The organism is Paenimyroides ceti (assembly GCF_030409925.1).
In genome coordinates this window covers 3229161-3256068 of the sequence record NZ_JAUFQU010000001.1, presented here as the reverse complement: position 1 = coordinate 3256068, position 26908 = coordinate 3229161, and the positions used below count along the sequence as shown (strand labels likewise).

Sequence of the window (26908 nt, the reverse complement as noted above, 5' to 3'; positions counted from 1 at the left end):
GTGAAAAAAGTTGCTATAACAGGTATGGGAATCATCTCCGCCATCGGAAACGATAGCGAAGAAAATTTTAATGCTTTAATTCAGAAAAAAACGGGTATTGCTCCCTTACAAAATGTAGCGTCTGTTTTTACCCATAAACTTAAAGCAGGAGAAGTAAAGAAAACAAATTCCGACCTGATAGCAGAACTAAGGCTGCCAGAAGATAATTCCTATACGCGCACAGCCTTACTTGGAGTCTATGCTGCAAAACAAGCTGTGCAAAATGCGGGTATTGAAGATATCAATGAATACACCACAGGACTCATTTCTTCGACAAGTGTTGGCGGAATGGACTTTACGGAAAAACATTTTTTTGAGTATTTTAAAGACAGCAGTTTAGATAAATACATCACAAGCCATGACGCTGGTGATACTTCTAATAAAATAGCAGCGTATCTGGGTATCAAAGGATATGTTTCCACCATCAGTACAGCGTGTTCATCTGCTGCAAATGCCATCATGTTGGGGGCAAGACTCATCAATGCCGGAAAACTGGATAGAGTGATTGTAGGAGGGACAGATGCATTATCTAAATTCACCATCAACGGATTCAATAGCCTTATGATCCTGTCTGACGATTACAACAAACCTTTTGATGACGGGCGTAACGGTCTTAATCTGGGTGAGGCAGCAGCCTATCTTGTATTGGAATCGGAAGAGAGCCTACGCCAATCGCAAAAAAAAGTATTAGCCTATGTGAGTGGCTTTGCCAATACCAATGATGCGTTTCATCAGACCGCTTCATCAGAAAACGGAGAGGGAGCGTATCTCGCAATGGAAAAAGCACTAAAAGTAGCACAACTAAACAAAGAAGCTGTTGACTATGTCAATGTACACGGAACAGCAACGCCCAACAACGATTTATCTGAAGGCAGAGCATTGGTACGCCTCTTTAAAGAAAAAGTGCCTGATTTCAGTTCTACAAAAGCCTATACAGGTCATACACTTGCAGCGGCAGCGGCAATTGAGGCGGTATACAGTGTGCTGGCATTACAACACGGTGTGGTATATCCGAATCTGCATTTCAAAACGCCGATGAAAGAAATACCCCTGATACCCAACACCGAACTAAAACAAAAGCAGATACAACATGTACTTTCAAATTCTTTTGGATTTGGAGGCAACTGTTCTTCTATAATATTTTCTAAAGCCTGATGAAAAACGTTTATATCAATGGAGTAGGAGCCGTCACTGTTCAGGGAGTTTATGATGAAAACTTCTTCGGAAAAGAAACAGTACCTCTAAATAATGTAAATTATGCACAGCATCCTTCTTATAAAAACTGGATTACTCCGGCTATGATAAGAAGAATGTCCACGGCAGTAAAAATGGGTATTTATGCGTCACAGACTGCTTTAGATGATGCACAACTTACTACTCCTGAAACCATTATTACAGGAACCGGAATGGGGTGCCTCCAGGACTCCGAGAAATTTCTCAGAAGTCTTATAGAAAATCAGGAACAATTTCTGACACCTACCTCTTTTATACAATCTACCCATAATACAGTAGGAGCGCAGATTGCTCTGCGGCTTCAGTGCAAAGGATATAATTTTACGTATGTAAATGGTGCCAATTCTTTTGAAAATGCTCTTTTGGATGCTAAACTTCAGATACAAAACAGCGAAACACAAAATGTTTTGCTTGGTGGTATTGATGAAATATCAGATTATACATTAAGCCTGTTAGAAAAAATACAGCATATAAAAAAAGAAGGAGAAAGCATTGATTTCAAAAATCCTCAAACCAATGGAGTGCCTTTTGGGGAAGGTGCTGCATTTTTTGTTTTATCCGATGAAAAAACAGCAGAAACCTATGCAGAAATAAAGGATGTTTCTGTTTTCAATACCCCGAATAAGCAGGATATAAAGACTGAGATAAATGATTTCCTACATCAAAACCAACTTGAGTTGGAAGATATTGATGCCATAATATTGGGTAAAAATGGAGATATGGCATTTGATGCTGTTTACAAAGAAGTTGCTGAGATGTTCCATAAAACTCCACAGATTTATTACAAACACTTATCAGGAGAGTACAACACAGCTTCTGCAATCGGGTTCTTAGCAGCCAGCCATCTTATTAAAAAACAAACTATCCCTGTGATGCTACAATTAAACCCAATACAGCCTGTAGAAATAAAGAAAGTATTATTATTCAATCAATACAGGGCAACGGATTTTAGTTTTGTCTTATTGTCGCAATGATAAAACATAAGTACATATGGTTCGTTGCCGTTTTGGCATGTCTTTTTATATTGGCAGCACACCATTATAATCAGGCACAACTGCATTGGATCCTATATGTTCTTATCATCTGTGTGGGCATAACAGCCTGGGGCTCATTTGATATACGGTCCAATTATTTTACTAAAGTCTGGTATAGAAACAAACAACTGGCAGAAAAAAAAATAGCCCTAACGTTTGATGACGGCCCACATCCGATCACGCATCAGATATTAGATCTGTTGCGGAAATATGAAATGAAAGCAACTTTCTTCTGTATCGGTAAAGAAATAGAGAAATATCCGGAAATACTAAAAAGAATACATCAGGAAGGGCATACAGTTGGAAACCACACCTATACACATTCTACTAAAATGGGTTTCTTATCTGCCAGAAAAATTAACCAGGAAATAAGAATTACAAATAAGCTAATTGCGGAAAAAATTCATCAGAAACCACAATTATTTCGCCCTCCGTTCGGAGTTACCAATCCTAATATTGCGATTGCAACAGAAGACCTCAAAATGAAAGTGATCGGTTGGAATGTACGCTCTCTTGATACTGTACTGTCAAAAGAACACGATATACTGGGCAGGGTATTACCCCGAATAAAACCCGGAGCGATCATCTTATTTCACGACACTTCAGAACGTACGCTGCACGTATTGGAACAATTATTGCCTTATATGAAAACTAAAGAATACCAGTGCGTAACAGTAGATCAACTCTTAAACCTACAGCCTTATGAAAGCTAAAATAACGTATATAATCATCTCCTTCTTTTTATCTGTTGCTCTGTTTGCACAGCAAAAGATGACCGATGCAGAAATTAAAACATTCAAGGCTTCTATAGAAAAAGAGGCGGCAAAAATGACCTCTCTGACAGCTGATTTTGTTCAGCAGAAACACATGGATATAGTATCAAAAGTGATTGAATCTAAAGGTGTTTTCTACTTAAAATCACCCAATAAATTACTGTTGGAATATCAAACCCCGCAAAAAATGAAGATTGTTTTTAAAGAGGGTAAAATGCATGTAAAGAGCAATGGAAAGGTGACGACAACTGATCTTGCAAAAAATAAAAAATTCAAACAGCTCAACGACCTCATTGTAGGTTCCTATAATGGCAATTTGCTAAATGATAAGGCTTTTGATATAGTGTATTCTAAAAAAGGAACCACTAAAATCGCTAAACTCACTCCAAAAGAAAAAGCAATTACCAAATACATCAAAGCCATAGAGCTGTATTTTAACAATAACGAAACAACGGTTTCGGAAGTGAAAATGATGGAATCTTCCAGTGATTATACCCTGATCATCTTTAAAAATAAAAAGGTAAATGTGGAGGTTAACGATTTAATATTTAATTTTTAGTATATTTGGTTCATACAAGATAACAGGAATAAATACTTTTTTCCTTAAAAACCTCTGAAATAAATAACTTTTATTTTTCAGATATCATTTATAAATATCTGTATCACACTGATATCAGAATTTCAATAAAGAATTTTCAGATAAAATTCTGGTTAAAAAATTGGAGAACGAGTATATGGTCTCGTTATTCTTTATCATGTTTTGCAATGCCTTGACTGACAATATAGTACATCAGTAAACAGATGTCTATTATATACTGGGATACCCGAACAGATGCTCACAGTACTTACAAATGATTTGGTTACAAACCGTTCAGCAATCTGAACAGCGATAAATAAACGACCAAAAAGCCATCTACAATATAGAGAATAACTTTTTACTTCTATTCACATACCGGGCAGTAATTGAAAAAAAAGAATTTAGTATAAAATTCAAAAGAAAAGATTATATTCGAAATTTAAAAAAAATGTGAATAACCTTGCTGAATAGATTTTTTATCTACTATAAAACAATACTATTAACGATAAAAATGTATAAAATTAAATTATGAAAAAAACTACTCTAACTATCTTATTTATTATTACGGCACTGTCCGCTACGGCTCAGGACAAATTTACAAAAGGTATAAGAGCCGGAGTTAATCTAAGCAGTATTTATAATGTTGGCGGGGAAACAAAAGCCGATTTTTACATCGGAGCTGTCGGTGCCATCAAATTCACCAGATTCTACACGTTACAGCCCGAGTTGAACTATTCAAGACAAGGGATGAATAATGTGCCGCTAGGCAGAATAGGCGATGCTTCCAATTCCGTGGCCGAATATTCTGATATCAATCTCAATTACATCAGCATTACCGTTATGAACAAGTTCAATCTCAAAAAGTTCTTTTTACAGGTAGGCCCAAGTTTTGATATCTTGACCAAAGAATCCAAATACAGTTCCAATAACATAGATCTATCTGCTAATTTCGGTTTGGGGATGGATGTAACTTCAAAATTTACGATTGAAGCACGGTATAAAGTGGGGGTAGCTGATTTATACGAACAGAATAATTATAATTTTTTTCCGTTTGATGACCTTAATTACGGATCTACTTTTCAGATAGGAGGAATTTTTAAATTCTAAAAAAAGTTCTTTTTAAGATACAGTTCTATGAAAAAACACCATTTTTTACTCGTATTGCTTACAGCCGGTTTTCTGAGTCATGCTCAGAATAAAATGGAAACCGGAGTGCGTGCCGGAATTAATTCTTCAACATTTACCAACATGGAAGGTTCTTCTTCAACCGGATTTTATGCCGGATTTTACGGAGAATTGAAAATTACGGACACGTACGCTCTACAACCTGAGTTCTCCTTTTCCAGACAAGGAATGAATGCAAAAGCAAAACCCTATAACATAGATGGTGTCCAGGGAATAATGGAAGATCAGATACATCTCAATTATTTTGCAGTTGATATTCTTAATAAATTCAACTACAACCGTATCAACTTTCATATAGGTCCTACCTTTGATGTACTCATCTCTTCAGAAGATTATATAAACACAGGGGTTGATCTGGGCTTTACTTTTGGAGTAGGTTATCAAATTACCGATCAGATCGGGATAGAAGGGCGCTACAAAAAAGGGTTGCTGGACACCATTGATTCAGATTATTACTACTCAATGAACAACTCCAGAAGTAATACCAACAGTGTTTTTCAAATAGGACTCACGTATACATTCAAACAATGATAAAGCAGCTTATATACGCAATAGTCCTTTTTTCAGCGATCAGTGCTACTGCTCAGAATGATAAAAGCATGAACCTCCGTATAGGAGTTAACCGCTCCAATATAAAAAACGTTCAAGGCGATGTAAAAACAGGTTTTTATGTAGGCTTGGCTCGTAAAAGTCAGAAATCAAAACTATACACACTGCAATATGAATTTGGATTTTCAAGAGAGGGAGAGAAAAATGTAAGAGCTTATTTTGATGAAAGAGGCGAAAATGTATTGCGTGTAAAAACAGTACATTTAGATTATTTCACTGCTGAGGTCATGAACAAATTCTATCTGATCCCAAATTTCAATCTTCAGATCGGACCGAGTCTTGGTTTATTGGTTTCCAAATACGGCAATGGAGAAAACAGAGTAACCTTAGCCGCTGTTTTCGGTGCAGCCTATGATATCAACAGCGACTTGAGCATAGAATCACGAATGAAAGTTGGCGTATCAGACAATGCCTTCACGCCCGGTTATATTCCGGATACCTCAAACTATAACAATATGGTTTTTCAGGTAGGACTAACCTATAAAATAGATTAAACATGAAAAAAAGACTTTTATTTATCGCAGTACTGGCATGTACTTTTACTTCACAGGCACAGGTGACTTTTACTCCGGGAATCAGAGCTGGTGCTAATATCAGCACAATTTCCAATACAGACGGATCTTCTAAAACAGGATTTTATATTGGAGCTGTAGGATCTCTGAAACTGGCAAAGTTTTACACTTTGCAGCCGGAAATAAGCTATTCCAGTCAGGGAGCAAAAGATATATCATTATATAACTATGATGATTCCTATAATGGATACATAGAGAAAAAAGATATCAACCTTGATTATGTATCGATCACTCTGATGAACAAATTTAACTTTCAACAACTGTTTCTTCAGGTAGGACCAAGTATAGATGTATTGGTATCTTCTTCAAAATATATCGCAAATGATATAGATATAGCCACCAATATTGGTTTGGGAATAGACATCACCAAAAACTTTACCATTGAGGCCCGCTTCAAAATGGGAATGATTGGTCTTATAGATGATTACTACAACTCCTATGAGAATTCAAATTATTACATCTATAACAATAATCGCGGAAGAACCTTTCAGATAGGCGGTATTTTCAAATTTTAAACACACCAAAAAGAACTTATACTAATAAGTTCTTTTTTATTTCATCAAAAGTTTTTTGCAAACAATGTATATTTGTTCTTAAAAAGAAGGTTTTATGCTGATAAACGATTTCTACACTCTTTCAGATTTTCACGAGGAAGAAAACAGAATACTCGCTCATATTGTTTTAAATGCGTCTCATGAGATTTTTAAAGGACATTTCCCGGGAAATCCTGTAACACCGGGCGTATGCATGATGCAGATTATAAAAGAGCTGGTAGAAAAAAGAACGGCAAAAAAACTTTTTATGAACCAATGCTCAAATGTAAAATTCATGGCATTGATCAATCCCGAAACCAATGCTGATCTAATGATAAAAATTGATCTTCAATCAATTGGTGAAGAAGAAATAAAAATAAAATCAGAAACCGTATTTGATGAAACGGTGGCACTAAAATTGGTTTGTAATTTTAAAATTGTAGCGTAATGAAGACAGTTATCGTATTATTCGTATCGATGATCAGTTTTTTGATGACTGATTTGGGATCTGTGAGAAAAGCCTATAAAACGGCTCCGGCTTCAAAAGAAGCGGCTCAGGCTTTTTTAGGACAATTAGAAAATTATAACGGAAACAATCAAACCCTGAAAGCTTATCAGGGGGCAGCCTATACCTTAAAGGCTAAGTTTGAAAAAAAACTGATCCTAAAAAAAGACCTTTTTGTAAAAGGAGCTACCATGATCGAAGAGGCGATAAAAAAAGACCCCAACAATATTGAAATCCGGTTTATACGTCTTAGTATTCAGGAAAATACGCCGAGAATCATGGGATATAAGGGAGAAATTAATGAAGATAAAGAAAAAATCCTGAAAGAATTTTCAAAACAGGAAAAAGACATACAAGCCTTACTGAAAGATTTTGTAAAAACATCAGAGTCGTTTACAGCAGAAGAGAAAAAGCAATTATTATAACGTGCAATTACAAGAAAATCTCAGTGACTCCATTCAACAATTAAAAATATGTATACTCATACCGACCTATAATAATGCGAAAACACTTCGCAGAGTTATACAGGGTGTTTTGGAGTATACTTCCCATATCATTGTGGTAAATGATGGAAGCACAGACCATACGTCATCTGTTTTGGCAGACTATCCTTCTCTCGAAGTGATTACTTTGCCAAAAAACAGAGGTAAAGGATATGCCTTAAGACAGGGTTTTAAAAAAGCATATCTTACAGGCTATGACAATGTCATCACCATTGACTCAGACGGACAGCATTATCCGTCAGATCTTCCTGTATTTGTAAATACGCTTAAAGCAACAGAAGAGCCGGTATTGCTTATTGGTAGCCGGAATTTAAAGCAGAACGGAGTACCCGTAAAAAGCAATTTCGGAAACAGATTCTCCAATTTTTGGTTTTGGTTTGAAACCGGAATCAAGCTGCAGGATACACAATCGGGTTATCGGTTATATCCTTTAAAGTACATGCCTAAAAAGTATTTCACTACAAAGTTTGAATTTGAAATTGAAGTCATTGTGCGCTCTGCATGGAAAGGGATTCCAGTGAAAAATATACCCATATCCGTTTTATATGATCCGGATGAGCGCGTATCTCATTTCAGACCATTTACTGATTTTACACGCATAAGTATTCTCAATACTATTCTGGTACTTATTACACTCATCTATATCAAACCAAGAGATTTTGTAAAAAAACTCAAAAAAAAAAGTTTTAAACAATTTATAAAAGAAGATATTCTGCAAAGCAATGATACCAAAGAAGTAAAAGCTTTATCAATTGCGTTGGGAACATTTATCGGAATTGCTCCACTATGGGGACTTCAAACTTTTCTGGCCATCTTTTTACCCAGTATTTTTCGTTTAAACAAAGTTCTTTCCTTTGTTTTTTCCAACATAAGTATACCGCCTATGATTCCGATCATTATCTATTTGTCGTTAAAGACGGGGAGCTTATTCATAGCATCAGAAAAAGGGTTAGCTTTTGACCTCGATACCATCACACTGGAATCAGTTGCCGATCATATTGCACAATATCTCGTAGGAAGCATTGTTCTTGCTTCAGTAACAGCTCTGATATTTGGAGTTATGAGTTACTGTCTTTTAACCCTTTATTCAAAAAAAAGCCTTAAAGATGGATAAGATATTTTATGCCATACATAGGTTTGTGGAAAAAAACAAACTTCTGTCCTGTTGTATTGCAGTTGCATTTTTACTCCTTACGGGATTTTTTACCTCTAAAATAAAGTTTGAGGAAGACATTACACGCATTATTCCTAAAAATGAAAAAACCACTGAAACGGCAAAAGTGCTGCAACAGCTCAATTTTACGGATAAGATAGCCGTTATTATTGAAAAGGATGCTGAGGGAACTGAAGAAGATATGATACAACTGGCGCAGCAATTTCTGGATACAATTCCTGTTGTGTCTTCCTATATCAAAAGCATTCAGGGAGCAGTAGATGAGAGTTTTATTCAGGAGTCTTTCGATTTTGCCTATCAAAACCTGCCTTTATTTCTGGAAGAAGCAGATTATAAAACGCTGGAAAATAAAATCCGGACAGACAGCCTGAAAGACAGAGTAGCTGACAATTTCGAAATCATATCATCCCCCTCAGGCATTGTTGCCAAAGATTTTATTGTAAAAGATCCTTTAGGGCTTACATTTATCGCCTTAAAACGCTGGCAGCAGATGAATATGGGCGCAGATATGGTTTTAGAAAACGGCTTTCTCTTTACCAAAGACAAATCAAAGATACTGCTGTTTATTAACCCTGTTCTCAAAGGAAGCGAAACCGAACAAAATACCTCATTTGCAGCACAGCTTTACGGAATTCAGAACACGTTGAATCAACATTATTCCGGCAAAGCCTCGATAGATTATTTCGGATCCTCGTTAATTGCTGTTGCCAATGCCAAGCAGATAAAAACGGACATCTTTACCACAGTATTGATTTCGATGGGAGCTTTGATGCTCATTCTTATGCTTTTTTATAAGAGAATACTCATACCCATTCTTATATTTATTCCTTCTGTATTCGGTGCATTGACAGCTCTCACTGTACTGTATTTTGTAAAAGATTCTATTTCCGCAATTTCAGTGAGTATTGGAGCTATATTGCTCGGAATTACCATAGATTATTCCCTTCATATACTTACACATTATAAATCTAACAGCGATATAAAAGCACTATATAAAGAAATTACAAAACCGCTTATCATGAGCGGTACTACAACAGCCGTGACCTTCATCTGTCTGCTGTTTGTCAAATCCGAAGCCTTGATTGATCTTGGAATATTCGCTTCTTTGGCTGTAATCATCTCAGCTTTGTTCTCGCTGCTCATCATACCTCACTTATACAAACCGGCTTCAACAGAAAGTTCAGGAAATAACCTCATTGACAAAATGGCAAAATTCTCTTTTCATTCCCATAAGGGATTGTTGGGAATTAGCATAGTGCTGATCATCATAAGTTGCTTTACATACAGTAAAGTACATTTTGACTCGGATTTGTCTAAACTTAATTTCATCCCTGAATCTCTTCAAAAAGCAGAACAAAAACTGACAGATACAGAAGATAAAAACCTTAAGGCTTTATATGTTACAAGTTATGGGAATGATATTGAAAAAGTGCTCACAACTAATCATCAGCTGAATGAGCAACTAAAAGAGAAAAATAGTGTGGTAGCCAACCTCAGTTCCGTTTCCGATATCATCCTGTCACAAAGCCTGCAAAAAGAGAAAATCGAGCGTTGGAATGCTTTCTGGAAACACCACGACAGAACTGCTCTCGAAAGACAACTTGTTGGGTACGGACAGGAATATGGTTTCAAACCTGAAACACATGCTCCTTTTTATCAACTGCTGCAACATCATTTTATACCTCTTACCATTTCAGATTTCAGAAAGTTCAATTCTTTGCTTTTTGATGAGTTTATAACCGATAAAGAGGGTTTTTATACGGTATCTACTGTCGTAAAAGTACCTTTTGAAAAGAGAGATGAATTCGTAAATCAATTTTCAGAAACACCTCATATAATGGTTATTGACCGCCAGCAGATGAGTGAAAATTTTCTGGGAGAGCTGGTTCATGACTTCAACGCATTGATCAACTATTCCTTTATCGCAGTCCTCCTCATTCTTTGGCTCTTTTTCAGACGTATTGAACTCGTGATCATAAGTGCAATTCCGATCGCAATAACAGGCTTGGTTACCGCGGGTCTGATGGGAATTTTTGATATACCCTTCAATATCTTCAGTTCCATTGTCTGTACATTGGTTTTTGGGCATGGAGTAGATTTCAGTATTTTTATGACCAGTGCCTTACAAAAACAATACAGTACGGGTAAAAACGAATTACAAACCTACAGAACATCCATACTTTTGGCTGTGCTGACTACGATTCTCGCTATCGGAGCCTTGATATTTGCAGAGCACCCGGCATTGAAATCCATTTCTCTGGTCTCTCTTATAGGAGTGTTTGCTGCTCTAATCATCACTTTTGTTTTTTATCCGATATTATTCCGGATCGTGATTTCAAGCCGTCCCGAAAAAGGAAAATCGCCTGTATCGCTGCTATTATTTCTACAAACGGTTGTTTTCTTTATCTATTACAGCATCATGGGAGTATTCTTGTCTTTGATGCTGCGTTTTTTCCTGTGGATCATACCGGCTTCCAAAGAAAAAAAATACAAATGGTTTGGTAAGGCGATGTCGCTTTTTATGAAATCAGTATTACACTTAAAACCTACCGTTACAAAAAAACTCATCAATATACCAAAAGATGATTTTAAAAAGCCCGCTATTATTATTGCCAATCATACTTCATTTCTGGACACGCTGGCTATCGGTATGTACAATCCCAATATTGTATTTCTGGTAAACGACTGGGTATGGAAATCACCTATTTTCGGACGTGCAGTACGTTTGGCAGGTTTCTATCCCGTTTCTCAGGGAATAGACGGAAGTGTAGAACACTTACGGCAACGCATGGGAAATACTTTTTCGCTGATGATTTTCCCGGAAGGAACACGATCATACACCAACGAAATACAGCGATTTCATAAAGGAGCTTTCTACCTGGCAGAAAAACTGCAGTTAGACATTCTACCGGTTTATATTCATGGAAATTCAGAAGTAATTCCCAAAGGAGATTTTATTATTTATGATGGTCAAATCATAGATTATATCGGAGAGCGGATTTCCATAGCAGATGAGCGATTCGGAACGAATTATACAGAGCGGACAAAAAAAATCAGCCAGCACTTCAGAGAAACGTTTGAAAAAGTGCGTCATCAGTTGGAAGATGAAAACTATTTCAAAAAGAAATTGTTTTTAAGCTTTCTGTATAAAGAAACCGAAATAAACAGAGCTGTACGAAAAGATTTCCACCAGCACAAATCCGTATATCACGAACTTAACAGCTATCTTGGTAAAAAAGAAAAGATCGTACATTTTGCGGATGATTACGGACAGCTTGATTTCCTTCTGCTTATGCAGCAAGCCGGAAGAAGTATTCAGACCTATATGGCGGATATAGAAAAGAGAGCAGTGGCTTCGACCAACTACATAACAAAAATTCGTAATTTAGTTTATCTGGATGCCTACCAAAACAGTAATGAAAAATATACGGTATGGTTATTTTCAACCAAAATAGAAAATATAAACATACCGGATCATATTCAGAAAATTGTTCTTCTACTATCGGGTTACGACCAATATATACCGGGTTTCAGACAGGCACAAAAAACGGAAAAAATTATTGTTTTAGAACGCAATGGAAGAGAAGAAGAGATATGATGTTATTGTGATTGGCAGCGGATTGGGCGGATTAATATCTGCTCTGATACTGGCAATGGAAGGTAAAAAAGTGCTGGTTCTTGAAAAAAACAATCAGTATGGTGGTAATTTACAGACGTTTGTAAGAAATAAAACCATCTTTGATACTGGCGTACACTATATCGGAGGGCTTGCGCCCGGTCAGAATCTCTATCGTTATTTTTCCTATCTGAATATCATTGATCAGTTATCGCTGGAACAAATGGATGCAGACGGATACGATTATATCTCTTTTGGAAATCAGAAAATTCAATATCCGCATGCCCAAGGGTATGAAAACTTCGTAAAACAGCTGTTGGTTTATTTTCCTGAAGAGAAGACAGCTTTGGAGCAGTATGTGAAAACAATACGTGAAATCTGCAATAGTTTTCCTTTATATAATCTGGCAGAGGGTACGGGTTATGATGAAAATAAGATGAGCATCAATGCCAAAGCATTTTTAGACGAAATTACGCACAACGAAACCCTCAAAGCAGTTTTATCAGGCTCCGGTTTTTTATATGCAGGGACTGCCGAAACCACGCCGCTATATGTACATGCCCTCATTGTAAATTCCTATATTTCAAGTGCCTGGCGCTGTATAAAAGGAGGAAGCCAAATTTCTAAGGCATTAGTAAAGCAATTGAGAAAATATGGAGCTGACTTATACAAACACCAGAGAGTAACCGGTTTTGAATCAGAAGCAAACCGTATCATAAGCTGTACAACGGATAAGCATACTTTTTACGGAAATTTGTTCATCTCCAATATCGATATCAAGCAGACTATTGATATGGTTGGTGCCGAAAAATTCAAACTACCTTTTGTAAAACGGATAAAGAAATTAGAAGTAACACCTTCCGTTTTTTCTGTTCACATTGTCTTAAAACCCGAGACCATTCCCTATTTCAATTACAATATTTACCATTTTAATTCTGAAAATGAAGTTTGGAACTGGCAAAATCCTCTGAATGAACAGTGGCCTAAAATGTATGTACTTACCACAAATCCTGTAAAACACGATCAGCCTTTTGCAGACAGCCTTACTGTAATGACCTATATGGATTTTGATGCGGTAAAACAATGGGAACATACCCATAATACGGTAACGGACAGCAATAAAAGAGGAAATGATTATGAGGATTTTAAACAAAAATATACGCACAAAATCATGGATGCACTCGAAAAAAGATTTCCTGAAATAAGAGAGCAGATATTGGAAATTTATGTTTCTACTCCGCTCTCTTACAGAGATTATATTGGGAATGAAAAGGGAAATATGTATGGGTTTGTAAAAGACTCTGAAAATTACCACCGCACAGTAATCGCATCAAAAACAAAAATGGATAATTTATTCTTTACCGGTCAGCATGTACGCATGCATGGAATCCTGGGGGTTACCATAAGTGCATTTTTTACCTGTGCAGAAATCCTTGGTCGAGAATACTTCCTGTCAAAAGTTCAACAAAAAACAGCACATGTATAAAGTAATTACCTTATTTCTATGGATAGGATTACTATCATCATGCTCTGTAAGTAAAGGAGTTCATAAAGATTATGAATTGTTTTCCAAAGAACAGACGCAAGCCTATACGGTTCAGAAAAAAGAAACAGTATGTGTGATTGGTCGTGACTTTTTGAAAAAAAATGAAGTGGGAAACTGGGAACTTTTTATTTCGGGAACACCGGAACAGTTGGGAGCCAAACAAGGATTGCTTACACAGGATTTGTATGCCCATCAGGAAGCCGTTTTCTTTAGCCAGATCGATAGTCTAATTCCGCAGAAAAACAGACAGAAATGGTTGCTCAGATTTGTAAAATGGTACCACAGAGATATCACAGACTACATTCGCAAAGAATATAGGTCTGAAATTTTTGCCCTCTCGCGCCAGTCATCCTATACAAACGACTTAATGGAAAATGCCTATCAGAGAGCTTTACTGTTACACGGCGCGCATGATATAGGACATGCCATGCAGAATCTCATGCTTGTGGGCTGTTCTTCTTTTGCCGTATGGGACAATAAAACAAAAGATAGCACGCTTTATATTGGTAGAAACTTTGATTTTTATGTGGGAGATGCTTTTGCTGAAAACAAACTGATACAATTTGTAAAACCGGATAAAGGCATTCCGTTTGCTTCTGTTTCATGGCCGGGAATGATTGGGGTTGTTTCAGGCATGAATATGGAAGGTCTTACGGTAACAATGAATGCCGGTAAATCATCTATACCGCTTAAAGCCAAAACACCGGTTTCGCTCGTGGCAAGAGAAATTCTGCAATACGCCTCCAACCTGGAAGAAGCAGTACAGATTGCCTCTCAGCAGAAAGTATTTGTTTCAGAAGCGTTACTCATTGGAAGTGCAAAAGACCGTCGCGCCATTGTTCTGGAAATGTCACCTAAGAAGATAACTGTTTATGAACCCGAGGAAAAAGATCAGCTCATTACAACCAATCATTTTCAAAGCGAATCCTACAAAAAGGACAGAAGAAATCAGGACCATATAAAAAACAGCCATTCACTCTATCGCTATCAGAAAATTGCTCAACGGTTAAACGAAGAGACTGAGGTATCGGAAAAAGAGGTAGCAGAGATTTTACGGGACAGATCAGGATGGCAGCATAAACCTATTGGCAACGGAAATGAGAAAGCACTCAATCAGCTGTTGGCGCATCATGCCGTAATATTCAAACCGGAAGACAAGCTTATGTGGGTTGCATCAGCACCCTATCAGTTGGGCACTTTTAAAGCCTATGATCTGAATACCATCTTTAGTGACAGCCTTGATTTTACAAAGGATATTGCGGAAAAAAGGTTTGAAATTCCACCTGATGATTTTCAATACACAAATGAATATGCCGATTATCAAATGTTTAAACAGTACGATAAAAAAATGGATGAGGTTATTTCTGCAAAACAAACAGTTGATAATTCATTTATTAGTAATTTTATCCGGCTAAATCCAGATTATTGGCTTGTGTATTATAAAGCAGCAAAATATTATTATATTCATAAACAGTATGATTTGGCAAAAGAGATGTTTGAAGCTGCTTTGAGTAAAGAAGTCACTACCCAATACGATGTACAAAACATACACAAGTATCTAAAAAAAATCAGAAAAAAATGATACCGGAAATTGAAATGCAGTCTGCAGAAGAAATTAAGAAATTTCAGGAAGAAAAATTAGCCGGAATGCTGCACTATGTCAATCAACATTCTACTTTCTATCAGAAAAAATTCAAGGCAGAAAATATAGACATACAGCGCATCAAAACACTGGAAGATTTGCAACAGATTTCTGTAACAACCAAAACGGATCTACAAAAATTCAACAACGATTTCCTGTGTGTACCTCTCAATAAAATTGTTGATTTCTCTACTACATCAGGTACTTTAGGAGAGCCTGTAACCTTTGGTTTATCGGATGCAGACTTAGATCGGCTCGCTTATAACGAAATGATTTCTTTTGAGTGTGCCGGTATCCGAAAAGGAGATACTGTTCAGCTCATGACCACTATGGATAGAAGATTTATGGCAGGTTTGGCTTATTTCTTAGGCTTGCGCAAGCTTGGAGCGGGTGTTATCAGAGTGGGAGCCGGAATTCCGCAGCTTCAATGGGACTCTATTTTGAAATACAAACCTAAATACCTTATCGGAGTTCCTTCGTTTCTACTAAAGCTAATAGAATATGCCGAGCAGCATGCTATAGATTATAATGCCTCGGGAATAAAAGGAGTCATCTGTATCGGAGAAGCATTGCGGACTCCTGATCTGAAACCGAGTATATTGGCACAAAGAATACAGGAAAAATGGAAGATTGAATTGTATTCTACTTATGCTTCTACAGAAATGAGCGCAGCTTTTACGGAATGTAATCAGTTTCACGGAGGTCATCACCATCCGGAACTTATCATCATTGAAATACTTGATGACAATGACCGTCCGGTTCAGAAAGGTGAGGTTGGAGAGCTGACCATTACGAGTATTGGTATAGAAGCATTACCCTTGATTCGTTTTAAAACAGGTGATATGGTTCGGTTGCATACGGCAGCCTGCAGCTGTGGAAGAAATACACCGCGTGTAGGACCTGTTGAAGGACGCAAAGAACACATGATAAAATATAAAGGAACTACAGTATATCCGCCGGCAATGCACGATCTCATTGCCTCATTTGAAGAAATCAGTTTGCACCTGATTGAAATTTCTACCAATAGCATCGGAACAGATGAGATTCTGATTCGCATTCATACAGCAGATGCTTCTGTAGCATTTTTACAGAAATTAAAAGATGCTTTTCGCGCCAAACTCAGAGTCACACCTCAGATTCAATTTGAATTAGCAGAAGATTTACAAAAGATTATTTTTAATCCGGTCAGCCGAAAACCGATAACATTTATAGACAAAAGAGCATAAAAGACATCGCCAAAATTATATCTTTGTACCAAAATATAACTTATGGCTCAAAAAGTACGCGTTCGTTTCGCGCCAAGTCCCACTGGCCCGTTACACATAGGAGGGGTTCGCACTGCTCTGTTTAATTATTTATTTGCTAAAAAAAATAATGGTATTTTTTATGTTCGTATAGAAGATACAGATCAGACCCGATTTGTACCTGGTGCAGAATCATATATTTTTGAAGCACTTAAATGGTTAGGAATAGAACCTGATGAAACCATTGGTAAAAACGAAAAATTCGGACCTTACCGTCAGAGTGACCGCAAGCATCTGTACAAAGAATATGCTTTGCAACTTATACATGAGGGAAAAGCCTATTATGCTTTTGACACTCCGGATGACCTTGAGGCTTTGAGAAAAGAAGCAGAAGCCAACGGAACTACCTTTATTTATAATCACAGTATTCGCGAAACACTCAAAACATCCCTGAATATGGAGCATGATGAGTTAGAAGCGCGTTTGTTTAATGAAGATCCGTATGTGATTCGTTTCAAAACCCCGGTAGATGAAACCCTGATTGTAAATGATATCATCAGAGGCGAAGTAAAATTCAACACCTCTCTGCTGGATGATAAAGTATTGTTTAAATCAGATGGTATGCCTACTTATCATCTGGCAAATATTGTAGACGATCATTTACAGGAAACATCGCATGTTATTAGAGGAGAAGAATGGCTTCCTTCACTGCCGTTACACTATATGCTCTACAGAGCTTTTGGATGGACAGCACCTGAATTTGCCCATCTTCCTTTAATTTTAAAGCCTGTAGGTAACGGAAAATTATCAAAAAGAGACGGAGATAAATTAGGCTTTCCTGTTTTTCCTTTGGAATGGAAATCGGAAACAGGAGAAACAGCATCGGGCTATCGTGAAAAAGGATATTTTCCTGAGGCTGTAGTCAACTTTTTAGCTTTATTGGGGTGGAATGATGGTACTGATAAAGAAATTTATTCTCTTGAAGAACTTATCGAATCTTTTGATTTGTCAAGAGTAAACAAATCTGGAGCGAAGTTTGACCCTGAGAAAAATAAATGGTTCAACCACCAGTTTCTGATCCACAAAGAAGACAAAGAATTGGCCGCTTTATTTATACCGGTTCTTCAGGAAAAAGGAATTGAGGTAACAGCTGAATATGCAGAAAAAGTAATCGCTTTGGTAAAAGAAAGAGCGAATTTTATAACAGATTTATATGATCTGGCCGATTTCTTTTTCACAGCGCCGACTGCCTATGATGCTAAAGCACTCAAAAACTGGAAAGAAGATACAGCAGACAACCTCATACGTTTAAGCGAGGTATTAAATGCGATAGAGGATTTCTCTGCAAAAAACGTAGAAAAAATCGTAAAAGACTGGATTACAGAAAAGGAACTCCCTGTAGGGAAAATAATGCAGCCATTCAGAATTTCATTAGTTGGCGAAATGAAAGGACCTGATGTATTTGAAATTGCGGCTCTTTTAGGAAAAGAAGAAACCATAAAACGCATCGGGAAAGCAGTTGACACTAATCGTTAATCTTTTAAGATTCATATAGAAATATCCCTTTTTAAGGGATATTTTTGCTTTTTTTAAAGTATATTTGATTGATTTAAAATACGTTTTATGAAAAAGTACTTTTTAATAGTAAGTCTGCTGTCTGTAGTCGGATTTACATCCTGTTCTTCAGATGATAATTCCGGAAATGAGGGACAGCCAAACGCACTCATAGGTAAGTGGGTTCCTGAAAAAGCAAGCGCAGTAGTTTTTGGGCAGGAAATACCGGATTATACGTATCAATATCCTCACACTGCCGGATGTACAAAGGATTATATACAATTATCAGAAAATAACATTTCCAATCTCCATCGGTTTGAAGGTACAGCCTGTGCAGAAACAACTTCTGAACATCCGTGGTCAAGAAGCGGAAATATGTTGACATTGAATGTATTGGGTCAGCAGATAACAGGAGAGATCAAAACAGAAACCAATAATATATTAGTGTTAGAAAGCAGTGCCTCAGAATATGCAGACATCATAGCGCAGATTGCTCCTGAAATACCGGCGGCGCTACTGTCTACTGCAAAGATCAGGTTAACACTCAATAAAAATTAATTTATTTATTCAATTTTAATTATAAGCACATGATTTTAATCTATGTATTAATTTTTTTAGGAGTTATCTTACTCTTAAGTTCATTCTTTACCGTGAAGCAGCAATCTGCCGTTATTGTGGAACGTTTTGGAAAATACAACTCTATCCGCCAGTCAGGATTACATTTAAAAATACCTATTGTTGACAGAATCGCCGGTCGTGTAAACCTTCGTATCCAACAATTGGATGTAATCATTGAAACAAAAACAAAAGACAATGTATTTGTAAAATTAAAAGTTTCCGTACAGTTTAAAGTAGTTCAGGAAACGGTATATGAGGCATTTTATAAATTAGAATATCCGCATGATCAGATTACTTCTTATGTTTTTGATGTAGTGCGTGCAGAAGTTCCTAAATTGAAACTGGATGACGTTTTCGAAAGAAAAGACGATGTAGCTGTTGCCGTAAAAAGAGAATTAAACGACGCAATGAAAACATACGGTTATGACATCATTAACACATTGATTACTGACATTGATCCGGATATACAGGTAAAGAATGCTATGAACCGTATTAATGCTGCAGATCGTGAAAAAACAGCAGCTGAATATGAGGCAGAAGCAAGCAGAATCCGTATTGTGGCAAAAGCAAAAGCTGAAGCAGAATCTAAACGTCTTCAGGGACAGGGTATCGCTGATCAGCGCAGAGAGATCGCGAGAGGATTAGTAGAAAGTGTTGATGTACTCAATAAAGTGGGTATCAACTCACAGGAAGCTTCTGCATTGATTGTTGTGACGCAGCATTATGATACATTGACTTCTATTGGAACAGAAAATAATTCTAACCTTATCCTATTGCCAAACTCACCTCAGGCAGGAAGTGATATGCTAAACAATATGGTAGCTTCTTTCACAGCCAGCAATCAGGTTGGTGAAGCAATGAAGCACGCAAAAGGTTCAAAAGGAAATAGAAAACAGAGCAGAAATTATGAAGATCCGTCTGAGGATCGTAACAATCCGCAGAATCCATATCGTTCTGACGAAGAACAGGATCTGTTGTAATAGTAAACAAAAAATAAAAACCGCTATCAAAGCGGTTTATTTTTTATAAAGAAAAGAGACGCATTAGCGTCTCTTTTTTATAAATCTGTTAATTAGAAATTTAATGGCTGCTGATATCAGCATTGTCTTCAGCCCTGTTGACTTTCCTATCGAACTTCCAAAGCTTGAAAACCCTGATTTTAAAAGATTGGCTGGAGAAAGAGCATTTTTAATCCCTTGTGTAGATCTTAAAAACCGTTGAAGATGTAATTCCCGTTCAACGCGTAAGATTTCTAATTCCCTGTCTATTTCCTGATATGAACTATATTTTGTTTTCATAAAATATGGTTTTAATTAAAGAAAATATCGGAGAACTTCCTAATCATTGAATGATCAATCAATTTTCTTCTAAATGAATAAATAAACAGACACACGAGTAAATACGTACCTCCTATGATTAAAAAACCTAAGGTTGTACTATCTAATGCAGATCCTATTGCAAAGGCTGCTGCAAAAGACAGAAATAATAAAGCAAGCAGTAATAAAAGGCTTAAAACAAAAATTTTAAGAACTAAACCGGTTGCTTTCGTTGTGATTTTAAATGCCCAAAGCTGATAATAATCAATATTGGAATCTAAGAAAGCCTTTGTTTCTTGCTTAATTTCTTCAAAACTCTGTTTTATCTCTTCGTTTAAAGCCATAGAAATTATTTTACTTGAGCTTTCGCTGCGTCAGCTGCCTTATGTGCCCCTCTTTTTAATTCATCTAATTTCTTTTCTAAAGCAGCAATCACATCTTCTGATTTATTTTCTGCTTTGTCAACCAATCCATTAATGGTTGATTCAATATCCACTTTTTTAGATGCTAATAATCCTTTAACCTGATTTTTTAAATCATCAAATTTAGAACCTAAGTCGTCTGCGCCAGATTTAAATCCTTTTCCGATTCTCTTACGGGTTTTTTCTCCCTGATCCGGAGCTAATAAAACACCTGCTACTGCGCCAACGGCTGCACCTGCTAAAATTGCTACTAATGTATTACCTGTTTTTCCCATAACATTTTATTTTAGATTAATAATTTTAAATAAAGTTAATAAAAAAAATGAGCGAATCCGTTAAATAAGGGTTAAAAAATATGTGCTAAAAATCCAATTCACTGGTTTTTTGATGGATAAAAATTAAATAATTAGTGGAAGCCAAATAATGTCAAAAATCTTGAATGTTATGGTGCATTTTTTAAGAAAAAAGTATTAAACAGCATTTTTTCACTTTCTTCTTGAAGGAGAGATTTTTTTAAGAGCGGAAATAATAACAAAAAGAGGTATGGAATAATAAAGTAATTAGCACTTTCATTTACAATATCGTATAAATCATGAGGATTTTTGGAGATTAGTTTGATTAACTGGCTCATTTTTATATTTTTGCTTTCTAACTATTTATAAAACGTACTTGTTTATGTTTAAATCAAAAATGGGTATAGTTACATTAGTAGCTATAGCTATCGCTCTTATCATTACTTTATTATATGAATTCTCTGTCGTTGAGTTTTCTCATGAATTTCTCATGGCAACACGTTGGATTCTCGGAATCCTCCTTACCATAAATGCTGTACTAAAGAAAAACCTTACTACATGGATTCTTACCTGTATGGTGTTAGGAATTTTCATAGGGGTTGATTTTCCTAACTTCGCTGCAGCGCTTCAACCTTTAAGCAGCGGTTTTATAAAGCTTGTCAAAACCATTGTAGGACCTATTTTATTTGCTACTCTGGTATTTGGTATTGCAGGTCATTCTGATCTGAAACAGGTAGGGCGTATGGCATGGAAATCCATGTTGTATTTCTTTTGTGCCACCAGTTGTGCCATATTTATTGGTTTGGCAGCTATCAATCTTACGAAAGCAGGAGTTGGTGTTGATATTGAAAATATGCCACATGAAGAACTTCCGTCTGTAGGTCCAAAAGTAGATAAAGCTATGGAGATTTTGCCGGAGCATGTACATGGCGTTTATAAATTTACATCTTTTATCAAGGATCTTTTTCCTGAAAATATTGTAAAAGCAATTTATGAAAATCAGGTATTACAGATTGTTGTTTTTTCTGTAATCTTCGGAATAGGTTTGGCAATGGTAGAAGAAAAGAAGCGAAAACCTCTTGTAGACTTTACCGAAAGCCTGTCAGAAGCAATGTTCAAATTTACCAATCTTATTATGTTATTTGCTCCTATAGGAGTCGGGGCGGCTATGGCTTATACAGTAGGACATTTGGGAGTAGATATTCTTAAAAACCTTTTTATGCTTTTAGGAACGCTGTATCTTGCATTGATCGGATTTTTAGTGCTCGTTTTATTTCCGGTAGCACTGTATCTTAAGATACCGGTTAAAAAATTCATAAATGCAATAAAAGAACCCGTATCCATTGCATTTGCGACAACGAGTTCCGATGCTGCTCTTCCAAAAGCGATGAGCGCTATGGAAAAATTCGGTGTACCCAGAAAAATTGTTTCGTTTGTAATTCCTACGGGATATAGCTTCAATTTAGACGGCACCTCTCTATACTTATCCCTGGCATCCATATTTGTGGCACAGGCAGCAGGAATTCATCTGTCTCTGGGCGAGCAGTTAATGATTGCTTTTACACTGATGATTACTTCAAAAGGAGTAGCTGCAGTTCCGAGAGCTTCGCTTATCATCCTGATTGCAACGGCAGATCAGTTTGGTTTACCTGTTTTTATCATTGCAGCAATTCTGGGAATCGATGAATTGATGGATATGGCGAGAACATCTGTAAATGTAATCGGAAATTGTTTGGCAACAGTAGTGATTGCAAAATGGGAAGGTGAGTTTGATGAGGAAGCTCCCTATCGGGAATAAAGAATACATAAAAAAGGCTTCTATATAGAAGCCTTTTTTATTTTATATGTGAAGAAGATTATTCTTTACTTTCTACTTTTGCCCAGGTATCTCTTAAGCCAACGGTCTTGTTGAAAACAAGCTGTTCATCAGTCGCGTCTTTATCTACAGCAAAATACCCCAAACGTTGAAACTGAAACTTATCTCCTGCTTTTGCATGCGCTAAACTTGGTTCTACATAACCAGTTATGATGTTTAGCGAATCAGGATTGATGTATTCTTTAAAATCGATTTCTTTATTACCATCAGGGTTTTCATGTGTAAACAAGCGATCGTAAATGCGTACTTCTGCTTTTATAGCATGCGGTATAGAAACCCAGTGTATCGTTCCTTTTACCTTTCTTTTACTTGCTTCAGAGCCGCTTCCGGATTTAGAATCTGCATCATAGGTGGCATGAATTTCTGTAATACGACCGTTTTCGTCTTTCACAACACCCTCTCCTTTGATGATATACGCATTCTTTAAACGTACCTCTTTACCTAAAGTAAGACGAAAGAATTTACTGTTGGCTTCTTCTAAAAAGTCTTCTCTTTCGATGTATAATTCTTTAGAAAAAGGAATCTGACGATAGGTCATAATTTCCTCTTCCGGATTATTTTCTGCTTCTAACCATTCTTCCTTTCCTTCCGGATAATTGGTAATGATGAGCTTAACAGGGTCTAATACAGCCATTACACGCGGAGTGATTTTGTTAAGATCTTCCCGTACACAAAATTCCAGCAACGACACATCGATAAGGTTGGTTCGTTTGGCAATTCCTATCGTATCTGCAAAATTACGGATAGCAGCAGGAGTATATCCGCGTCGTCTCATACCTGAGATAGTAGACATGCGGGGATCGTCCCAACCCGTCACATGACCCTCTTTGACCAATTGCATTAGCTTTCTTTTAGAAACTACAGTATGGGAAAGATTTCTTCTTGCAAATTCACGTTGCTTCGGGCGTACTTTATTTTCATCATAAATCTGATCCAAAAACCAGTCGTATAATTCACGGTGTGGTAAAAACTCCAGAGTACAGAAAGAGTGCGATATCTGTTCAATATAATCACTTTCTCCATGAGCCCAGTCATACATAGGATAAATACACCATTTGTCTCCTGTACGGTGATGTGAAGCTTTAATAATGCGGTACATGATCGGATCACGCATCAGCATATTGGGAGAAGCCATATCAATTTTCGCTCTAAGAATATGAGTTCCTTCCTCAAATTCACCGTTTTTCATACGCTCAAACAAATCCAGATTCTCTTCTACAGAACGATCTCTGTAAGTAGAAGCCGTTCCTGCCTGTGTAGGTGTTCCTTTCTGCTGTGCTATTTCTTCTGAGGACTGACTGTCTACATAAGCTTTACCTTTTTTTATCAGTTCAACAGTCCAGTCATACAATTGTTGGAAATAATCAGAAGCGTATACTTCTTTGTCCCATTTATAACCCAGCCATTCCACATCATTTTTGATGGCATCAACAAATTCCTGTTCCTCTTTTGCAGGATTTGTATCGTCAAACCTTAAATTTACAGGGGAATTGTAATCAAGTCCCAATCCGAAATTAAGGCAGATAGAAGAGGCATGGCCAATATGCAGGTAACCATTCGGTTCCGGCGGAAAACGAAAACGCAATTTATCTTGTGGCAATCCATTTTTTAAATCTTCTTCAATGATTTGCTCTATAAAATTCAATGATTTTTCTTTTGTTGACATAAACTCAAATATAAGAAGACAAATTTAATCATTTTTAAGCAAACATTTTATAGTTGTTTCTTTTGAATTATGGTTAATTTAGCTGCTGTAAAATAATAGAAAATGGGAATTATCCGATTAAAAAACATTCGTACATTTTCCTATCACGGATGTTTGGTTGAGGAAAGCAAGATTGGATCCGAATATGTTGTGGACCTTGAAATTGAAGCAGATTTTTCTAAATCTTCAGAAACAGATGAGCTGATGGACACTGTAGATTATGTTCATTTAAATAAAATTGTATGTGAAGAGATGGCTATCCGTTCCAAATTACTGGAACATGTTTCAAAACGTATTCTAAATCGCGTTTTTAGAGAAATTGCTATTGTTGAGCGCATTATCGTAGGTGTTTCGAAAATTAACCCGCCAATTGGGGGAGATGTAGAACAGGTCACTGTTGTTTTAGAAGAGAAACGCAGATAATTTTTTAGATTTGATTTTGAAATTTAAATAAATGTAGTAGATTTGCAAACCAAAGACAAGGCATCTTGTCCGAGTGGCTAGGAAGCGGTCTGCAAAACCGTCTACAGCGGTTCGAATCCGCTAGATGCCTCTAAAAAAAACCTTCAGGTACCTGAAGGTTTTTTTTGTGCTTTATTTTCTTGAAGTATTCCAATAAATTAAAATTCAATTTTAATATCTTTATCTATAAAAAGATAAAGTATGAAAAAGTTATATTTATTATTGCCAGTTTTGATCTTAATGGCTTGCAGCTCGGAATCATTATCAGTAAGAGATGCAAAAGGTTTGATCGACACCTACACAGAAAAGAATCAGGTTTTTGAGAGTACTACGATTGATCTGGGAGAGCGAAAATTACGCATAAAAAAGGATGAAGCTGAAATCACAGCATTAAAATCTTTGGAAAGTGAAGGTCTTGTATCTATGGATAATTCGGAAAAGTATAAGAAATTTCTTTCAAAAGATTCAGTTATGGTGGTCAATATACGGCTCAATGCAGCAGCAGCACCTTATGTTATTAACCAGAAAAAGAATAGAGCAGAGGTTATGTCTTATGTATTCGAACTCCAATCAGATGCAGATGTTTCGTTGAAGCTAAGCGGAAAAAGAAAAGCAACAGCAACGGCGAAATTGATCAAAAAACCAACTCCTTTTGCAGTTATCGGAAAAGATAAAAATCCGAATACCGCTTTTATAAACAGGGATTTTACTTTAAAATATAAAGAAGATAGCGGGTGGTATGTAGCAAAATAAACCACAAAATTATTTTCTGAAATCGATGTAGAAAGCTATTTCTACATCGGTTTTTTTATTAGTGTCTTTGGTGAGTTCACCGTTATAATAGCCCTTGATTACATTTTTATAACTCTGCATTGCATGATCAAAAAGGAGAGGGTTGAGATTCAAGGAAACCGGATTAGACGCTTTTTTCAGTACACCATTTTCTGTATAGTACCATTCTATCTGTTCCAGTTTGTAGATGTTTTTTTCAATACTAAAATCCATAATTAAAGTATTTTCCATTTCTTCTGAAAAATAATAGCCTGTGACCCTTTTTCCGGTGACTTTTTCATTGCGTATGATACTATGAGTTTCTATTCTGTCAACAATAAATTCTAAACCTTCTTTTTGCTTTATTATAATTGAATTATGCGATTGTTCATCAAAAGGAAAAACGTCTTTATCACAACTGATAAATAAGGTTACCAATAAAAAGAGTAGAAGTTTTTTCATATAAGAATTTGGTTTATAGATGAATAGTTTTTATTATGTACTATAATATGGAATGGATTTATAAAAATAAATAATATTTGCATAGTAATTTATCTTTAACGCATTATTTATAAAAAAAGCCCAAAAAGATATTCTTTTTGGGCTTAGGTATACATTGGTTTATTATTATTTATTTAAAAACATAAATACTTCGAAACCTTCCGGAAAAGCATCTCCTCCATCGGAAATCAATTTTATTTTTAAAGAAGTAGTATTTATTTCTATGACTTCGGCAAGCAGTTCATAACCATCTTCGTCATCAATTAAAGTAACTTGTTTTAATGAGGCATTATATGACCATGTTCCAGGGGTTGCATCCTGAGCACAATCTGCTTCACTATCATGATAAACTTCATTTTTTACTCCATTTTCAAACAATTCATAGAAATCGTAATCACAGTTTTCGGATTTCAGATCTTCGGTTTGAAACAACTCCCCATTTAAATAAATTTCTCCTTTGATCATTTTCCATTTTCCGGTGAGAAGTTGTTTTTCTGTAGGTGTTTCAGGAATAACAGTTGTTGGAGTATTATCATCGCTTGTACAAGAAACAGCACTATATGTAAGTGCTACTACAGCAAGTGCATAAAAGATTTTTTTCATTT

At 36.3% G+C, this 26908-nt stretch carries 28 protein-coding genes and 1 tRNA gene; 22 read left to right on the top strand and 7 right to left on the bottom strand.

Annotation, left to right across the window (positions count from 1 at the left end):
• The 18 genes from QW060_RS15975 to QW060_RS15890 all read left to right on the top strand — a co-directional run bounded on the left by QW060_RS15975 (position 1) and on the right by QW060_RS15890 (position 19937).
• The gene (locus tag QW060_RS15975; RefSeq protein WP_290364459.1) at positions 1-1194 is read left to right on the top strand and encodes a beta-ketoacyl-[acyl-carrier-protein] synthase family protein; all 1194 of its coding nucleotides are present in this window, start codon (positions 1-3) and stop codon (positions 1192-1194) included.
• On the top strand, positions 1194-2246 hold the full coding sequence (locus QW060_RS15970; protein WP_290364458.1) for a beta-ketoacyl synthase N-terminal-like domain-containing protein: 1053 nt from the start codon (positions 1194-1196) through the stop codon (positions 2244-2246). Before QW060_RS15975 ends, QW060_RS15970 begins: the two co-directional genes overlap by 1 nt.
• Complete coding sequence (locus tag QW060_RS15965; protein WP_290364457.1) at positions 2243-3019, top strand: polysaccharide deacetylase family protein; 777 nt, start codon at positions 2243-2245, stop codon at positions 3017-3019. The genes QW060_RS15970 and QW060_RS15965 overlap by 4 nt, the downstream gene beginning before the upstream one ends.
• Entirely contained in the window at positions 3009-3638 is a 630-nt protein-coding gene (locus QW060_RS15960; protein WP_290364456.1) for an outer membrane lipoprotein carrier protein LolA, read from the top strand. The genes QW060_RS15965 and QW060_RS15960 overlap by 11 nt, the downstream gene beginning before the upstream one ends.
• A 546-nt stretch (positions 3639-4184) precedes the next feature.
• A complete protein-coding gene (locus QW060_RS15955) occupies positions 4185-4763 on the top strand; it encodes a porin family protein (RefSeq protein ID WP_290364455.1) in 579 nt (192 codons plus the stop codon).
• Between the two features lie 27 nt (positions 4764-4790).
• Entirely contained in the window at positions 4791-5372 is a 582-nt protein-coding gene (locus QW060_RS15950) for a porin family protein (RefSeq protein ID WP_290364454.1), read from the top strand.
• Positions 5369-5944, top strand: coding sequence for an outer membrane beta-barrel protein (locus QW060_RS15945; protein ID WP_290364453.1), 576 nt, complete (start codon positions 5369-5371; stop codon positions 5942-5944). Before QW060_RS15950 ends, QW060_RS15945 begins: the two co-directional genes overlap by 4 nt.
• 2 nt (positions 5945-5946) lie before the next feature.
• A complete protein-coding gene (locus QW060_RS15940) occupies positions 5947-6537 on the top strand; it encodes a porin family protein (RefSeq protein WP_290364452.1) in 591 nt (196 codons plus the stop codon).
• 94 nt (positions 6538-6631) lie between these two features.
• Entirely contained in the window at positions 6632-7003 is a 372-nt protein-coding gene (locus QW060_RS15935; protein ID WP_290364451.1) for a hotdog family protein, read from the top strand.
• Positions 7003-7485: a hypothetical protein gene (locus QW060_RS15930; protein WP_290364450.1), complete on the top strand. Its 483-nt coding sequence runs from the start codon at positions 7003-7005 to the stop codon at positions 7483-7485. Before QW060_RS15935 ends, QW060_RS15930 begins: the two co-directional genes overlap by 1 nt.
• A gap of 1 nt (position 7486) precedes the next feature.
• Positions 7487-8677: a DUF2062 domain-containing protein gene (locus QW060_RS15925; RefSeq protein ID WP_290364449.1), complete on the top strand. Its 1191-nt coding sequence runs from the start codon at positions 7487-7489 to the stop codon at positions 8675-8677.
• Positions 8670-12335, top strand: coding sequence for a 1-acyl-sn-glycerol-3-phosphate acyltransferase (locus tag QW060_RS15920; protein WP_290364448.1), 3666 nt, complete (start codon positions 8670-8672; stop codon positions 12333-12335). Before QW060_RS15925 ends, QW060_RS15920 begins: the two co-directional genes overlap by 8 nt.
• Positions 12313-13839, top strand: a complete 1527-nt coding sequence (locus QW060_RS15915; RefSeq protein ID WP_290364447.1) for a phytoene desaturase family protein — start codon at positions 12313-12315, stop codon at positions 13837-13839. The genes QW060_RS15920 and QW060_RS15915 overlap by 23 nt, the downstream gene beginning before the upstream one ends.
• Entirely contained in the window at positions 13775-15481 is a 1707-nt protein-coding gene (locus QW060_RS15910) for a C45 family autoproteolytic acyltransferase/hydolase (protein ID WP_290364446.1), read from the top strand. Before QW060_RS15915 ends, QW060_RS15910 begins: the two co-directional genes overlap by 65 nt.
• Positions 15478-16767 carry a phenylacetate--CoA ligase family protein gene (locus QW060_RS15905; RefSeq protein WP_290364445.1) on the top strand — a complete coding sequence of 430 codons (1290 nt, stop codon included), beginning with the start codon at positions 15478-15480 and terminating at the stop codon, positions 16765-16767. The genes QW060_RS15910 and QW060_RS15905 overlap by 4 nt, the downstream gene beginning before the upstream one ends.
• A 42-nt stretch (positions 16768-16809) precedes the next feature.
• Positions 16810-18321 carry a glutamate--tRNA ligase gene (gene gltX / locus QW060_RS15900; protein ID WP_290364444.1) on the top strand — a complete coding sequence of 504 codons (1512 nt, stop codon included), beginning with the start codon at positions 16810-16812 and terminating at the stop codon, positions 18319-18321.
• An 87-nt stretch (positions 18322-18408) separates the two neighbouring features.
• On the top strand, positions 18409-18897 hold the full coding sequence (locus tag QW060_RS15895) for a lipocalin family protein (protein WP_290364443.1): 489 nt from the start codon (positions 18409-18411) through the stop codon (positions 18895-18897).
• Positions 18898-18926: 29 nt separating this feature from the next.
• Positions 18927-19937, top strand: a complete 1011-nt coding sequence (locus tag QW060_RS15890) for an SPFH domain-containing protein (protein ID WP_290364442.1) — start codon at positions 18927-18929, stop codon at positions 19935-19937.
• A 63-nt stretch (positions 19938-20000) separates the two neighbouring features.
• On the opposite strand, the gene QW060_RS28500 is transcribed toward QW060_RS15890, so the two are convergent.
• From QW060_RS28500 to QW060_RS15870, 4 genes are all read right to left on the bottom strand, one after another.
• Entirely contained in the window at positions 20001-20255 is a 255-nt protein-coding gene (locus tag QW060_RS28500) for a DUF6327 family protein (RefSeq protein ID WP_397386081.1), read from the bottom strand.
• 11 nt (positions 20256-20266) lie between these two features.
• The gene (locus QW060_RS15880) at positions 20267-20617 is read right to left on the bottom strand and encodes a competence protein (RefSeq protein ID WP_290364440.1); all 351 of its coding nucleotides are present in this window, start codon (positions 20615-20617) and stop codon (positions 20267-20269) included.
• A gap of 5 nt (positions 20618-20622) precedes the next feature.
• Positions 20623-20970: a YtxH domain-containing protein gene (locus QW060_RS15875; RefSeq protein ID WP_290364439.1), complete on the bottom strand. Its 348-nt coding sequence runs from the start codon at positions 20968-20970 to the stop codon at positions 20623-20625.
• 167 nt (positions 20971-21137) lie between these two features.
• The gene (locus tag QW060_RS15870; RefSeq protein WP_290364438.1) at positions 21138-21326 is read right to left on the bottom strand and encodes a hypothetical protein; all 189 of its coding nucleotides are present in this window, start codon (positions 21324-21326) and stop codon (positions 21138-21140) included.
• A gap of 44 nt (positions 21327-21370) precedes the next feature.
• Between QW060_RS15870 and QW060_RS15865 the strand changes: the two genes are divergently transcribed.
• Positions 21371-22786: a dicarboxylate/amino acid:cation symporter gene (locus QW060_RS15865; protein ID WP_290364437.1), complete on the top strand. Its 1416-nt coding sequence runs from the start codon at positions 21371-21373 to the stop codon at positions 22784-22786.
• A 58-nt stretch (positions 22787-22844) separates the two neighbouring features.
• On the opposite strand, the gene QW060_RS15860 is transcribed toward QW060_RS15865, so the two are convergent.
• Entirely contained in the window at positions 22845-24530 is a 1686-nt protein-coding gene (locus QW060_RS15860; protein ID WP_290364436.1) for a glutamine--tRNA ligase/YqeY domain fusion protein, read from the bottom strand.
• 102 nt (positions 24531-24632) lie between these two features.
• Here QW060_RS15860 and folB point away from each other — a divergent pair, with 102 nt between their 5' ends.
• The 3 genes from folB to QW060_RS15845 all read left to right on the top strand — a co-directional run bounded on the left by folB (position 24633) and on the right by QW060_RS15845 (position 25784).
• A complete protein-coding gene (gene folB / locus QW060_RS15855; protein WP_290364435.1) occupies positions 24633-24992 on the top strand; it encodes a dihydroneopterin aldolase in 360 nt (119 codons plus the stop codon).
• A 59-nt stretch (positions 24993-25051) separates the two neighbouring features.
• Positions 25052-25122, top strand: a tRNA-Cys gene (locus QW060_RS15850).
• Positions 25123-25232: 110 nt separating this feature from the next.
• Complete coding sequence (locus QW060_RS15845; RefSeq protein ID WP_290364434.1) at positions 25233-25784, top strand: hypothetical protein; 552 nt, start codon at positions 25233-25235, stop codon at positions 25782-25784.
• A gap of 9 nt (positions 25785-25793) precedes the next feature.
• Here the strand turns inward: QW060_RS15845 and QW060_RS15840 are convergent, their stop codons facing one another.
• Both QW060_RS15840 and QW060_RS15835 read right to left on the bottom strand, forming a co-directional pair.
• Positions 25794-26264 (bottom strand): hypothetical protein, encoded by a 471-nt coding sequence (locus tag QW060_RS15840; protein WP_290364433.1) that lies wholly within the window; start codon positions 26262-26264, stop codon positions 25794-25796.
• A gap of 165 nt (positions 26265-26429) precedes the next feature.
• A complete protein-coding gene (locus tag QW060_RS15835; protein WP_290364432.1) occupies positions 26430-26906 on the bottom strand; it encodes a lipocalin family protein in 477 nt (158 codons plus the stop codon).
• Positions 26907-26908 lie beyond the last annotated feature (2 nt).

Coding starts and splice junctions, on each gene's coding strand:
- QW060_RS15970 (WP_290364458.1), top strand. CDS start 1,194: ATGAAAAACGTTTATATCAATGGAGTAGGAGCCGTCACTGTTCAGGGA.
- QW060_RS15905 (WP_290364445.1), top strand. CDS start 15,478: ATGATACCGGAAATTGAAATGCAGTCTGCAGAAGAAATTAAGAAATTT.
- QW060_RS15880 (WP_290364440.1), bottom strand. CDS start 20,617: ATGGCTTTAAACGAAGAGATAAAACAGAGTTTTGAAGAAATTAAGCAA.
- QW060_RS15915 (WP_290364447.1), top strand. CDS start 12,313: ATGGAAGAGAAGAAGAGATATGATGTTATTGTGATTGGCAGCGGATTG.
- QW060_RS15865 (WP_290364437.1), top strand. CDS start 21,371: ATGTTTAAATCAAAAATGGGTATAGTTACATTAGTAGCTATAGCTATC.
- QW060_RS15860 (WP_290364436.1), bottom strand. CDS start 24,530: ATGTCAACAAAAGAAAAATCATTGAATTTTATAGAGCAAATCATTGAA.
- QW060_RS15955 (WP_290364455.1), top strand. CDS start 4,185: ATGAAAAAAACTACTCTAACTATCTTATTTATTATTACGGCACTGTCC.
- QW060_RS15870 (WP_290364438.1), bottom strand. CDS start 21,326: ATGAGCCAGTTAATCAAACTAATCTCCAAAAATCCTCATGATTTATAC.
- QW060_RS15930 (WP_290364450.1), top strand. CDS start 7,003: ATGAAGACAGTTATCGTATTATTCGTATCGATGATCAGTTTTTTGATG.
- folB (WP_290364435.1), top strand. CDS start 24,633: ATGGGAATTATCCGATTAAAAAACATTCGTACATTTTCCTATCACGGA.
- QW060_RS15835 (WP_290364432.1), bottom strand. CDS start 26,906: ATGAAAAAAATCTTTTATGCACTTGCTGTAGTAGCACTTACATATAGT.
- QW060_RS15895 (WP_290364443.1), top strand. CDS start 18,409: ATGAAAAAGTACTTTTTAATAGTAAGTCTGCTGTCTGTAGTCGGATTT.
- QW060_RS15920 (WP_290364448.1), top strand. CDS start 8,670: ATGGATAAGATATTTTATGCCATACATAGGTTTGTGGAAAAAAACAAA.
- QW060_RS15945 (WP_290364453.1), top strand. CDS start 5,369: ATGATAAAGCAGCTTATATACGCAATAGTCCTTTTTTCAGCGATCAGT.
- QW060_RS15950 (WP_290364454.1), top strand. CDS start 4,791: ATGAAAAAACACCATTTTTTACTCGTATTGCTTACAGCCGGTTTTCTG.
- QW060_RS15940 (WP_290364452.1), top strand. CDS start 5,947: ATGAAAAAAAGACTTTTATTTATCGCAGTACTGGCATGTACTTTTACT.
- QW060_RS15960 (WP_290364456.1), top strand. CDS start 3,009: ATGAAAGCTAAAATAACGTATATAATCATCTCCTTCTTTTTATCTGTT.
- QW060_RS15965 (WP_290364457.1), top strand. CDS start 2,243: ATGATAAAACATAAGTACATATGGTTCGTTGCCGTTTTGGCATGTCTT.
- QW060_RS28500 (WP_397386081.1), bottom strand. CDS start 20,255: ATGAAAACAAAATATAGTTCATATCAGGAAATAGACAGGGAATTAGAA.
- QW060_RS15935 (WP_290364451.1), top strand. CDS start 6,632: ATGCTGATAAACGATTTCTACACTCTTTCAGATTTTCACGAGGAAGAA.
- gltX (WP_290364444.1), top strand. CDS start 16,810: ATGGCTCAAAAAGTACGCGTTCGTTTCGCGCCAAGTCCCACTGGCCCG.
- QW060_RS15845 (WP_290364434.1), top strand. CDS start 25,233: ATGAAAAAGTTATATTTATTATTGCCAGTTTTGATCTTAATGGCTTGC.
- QW060_RS15875 (WP_290364439.1), bottom strand. CDS start 20,970: ATGGGAAAAACAGGTAATACATTAGTAGCAATTTTAGCAGGTGCAGCC.
- QW060_RS15890 (WP_290364442.1), top strand. CDS start 18,927: ATGATTTTAATCTATGTATTAATTTTTTTAGGAGTTATCTTACTCTTA.
- QW060_RS15840 (WP_290364433.1), bottom strand. CDS start 26,264: ATGAAAAAACTTCTACTCTTTTTATTGGTAACCTTATTTATCAGTTGT.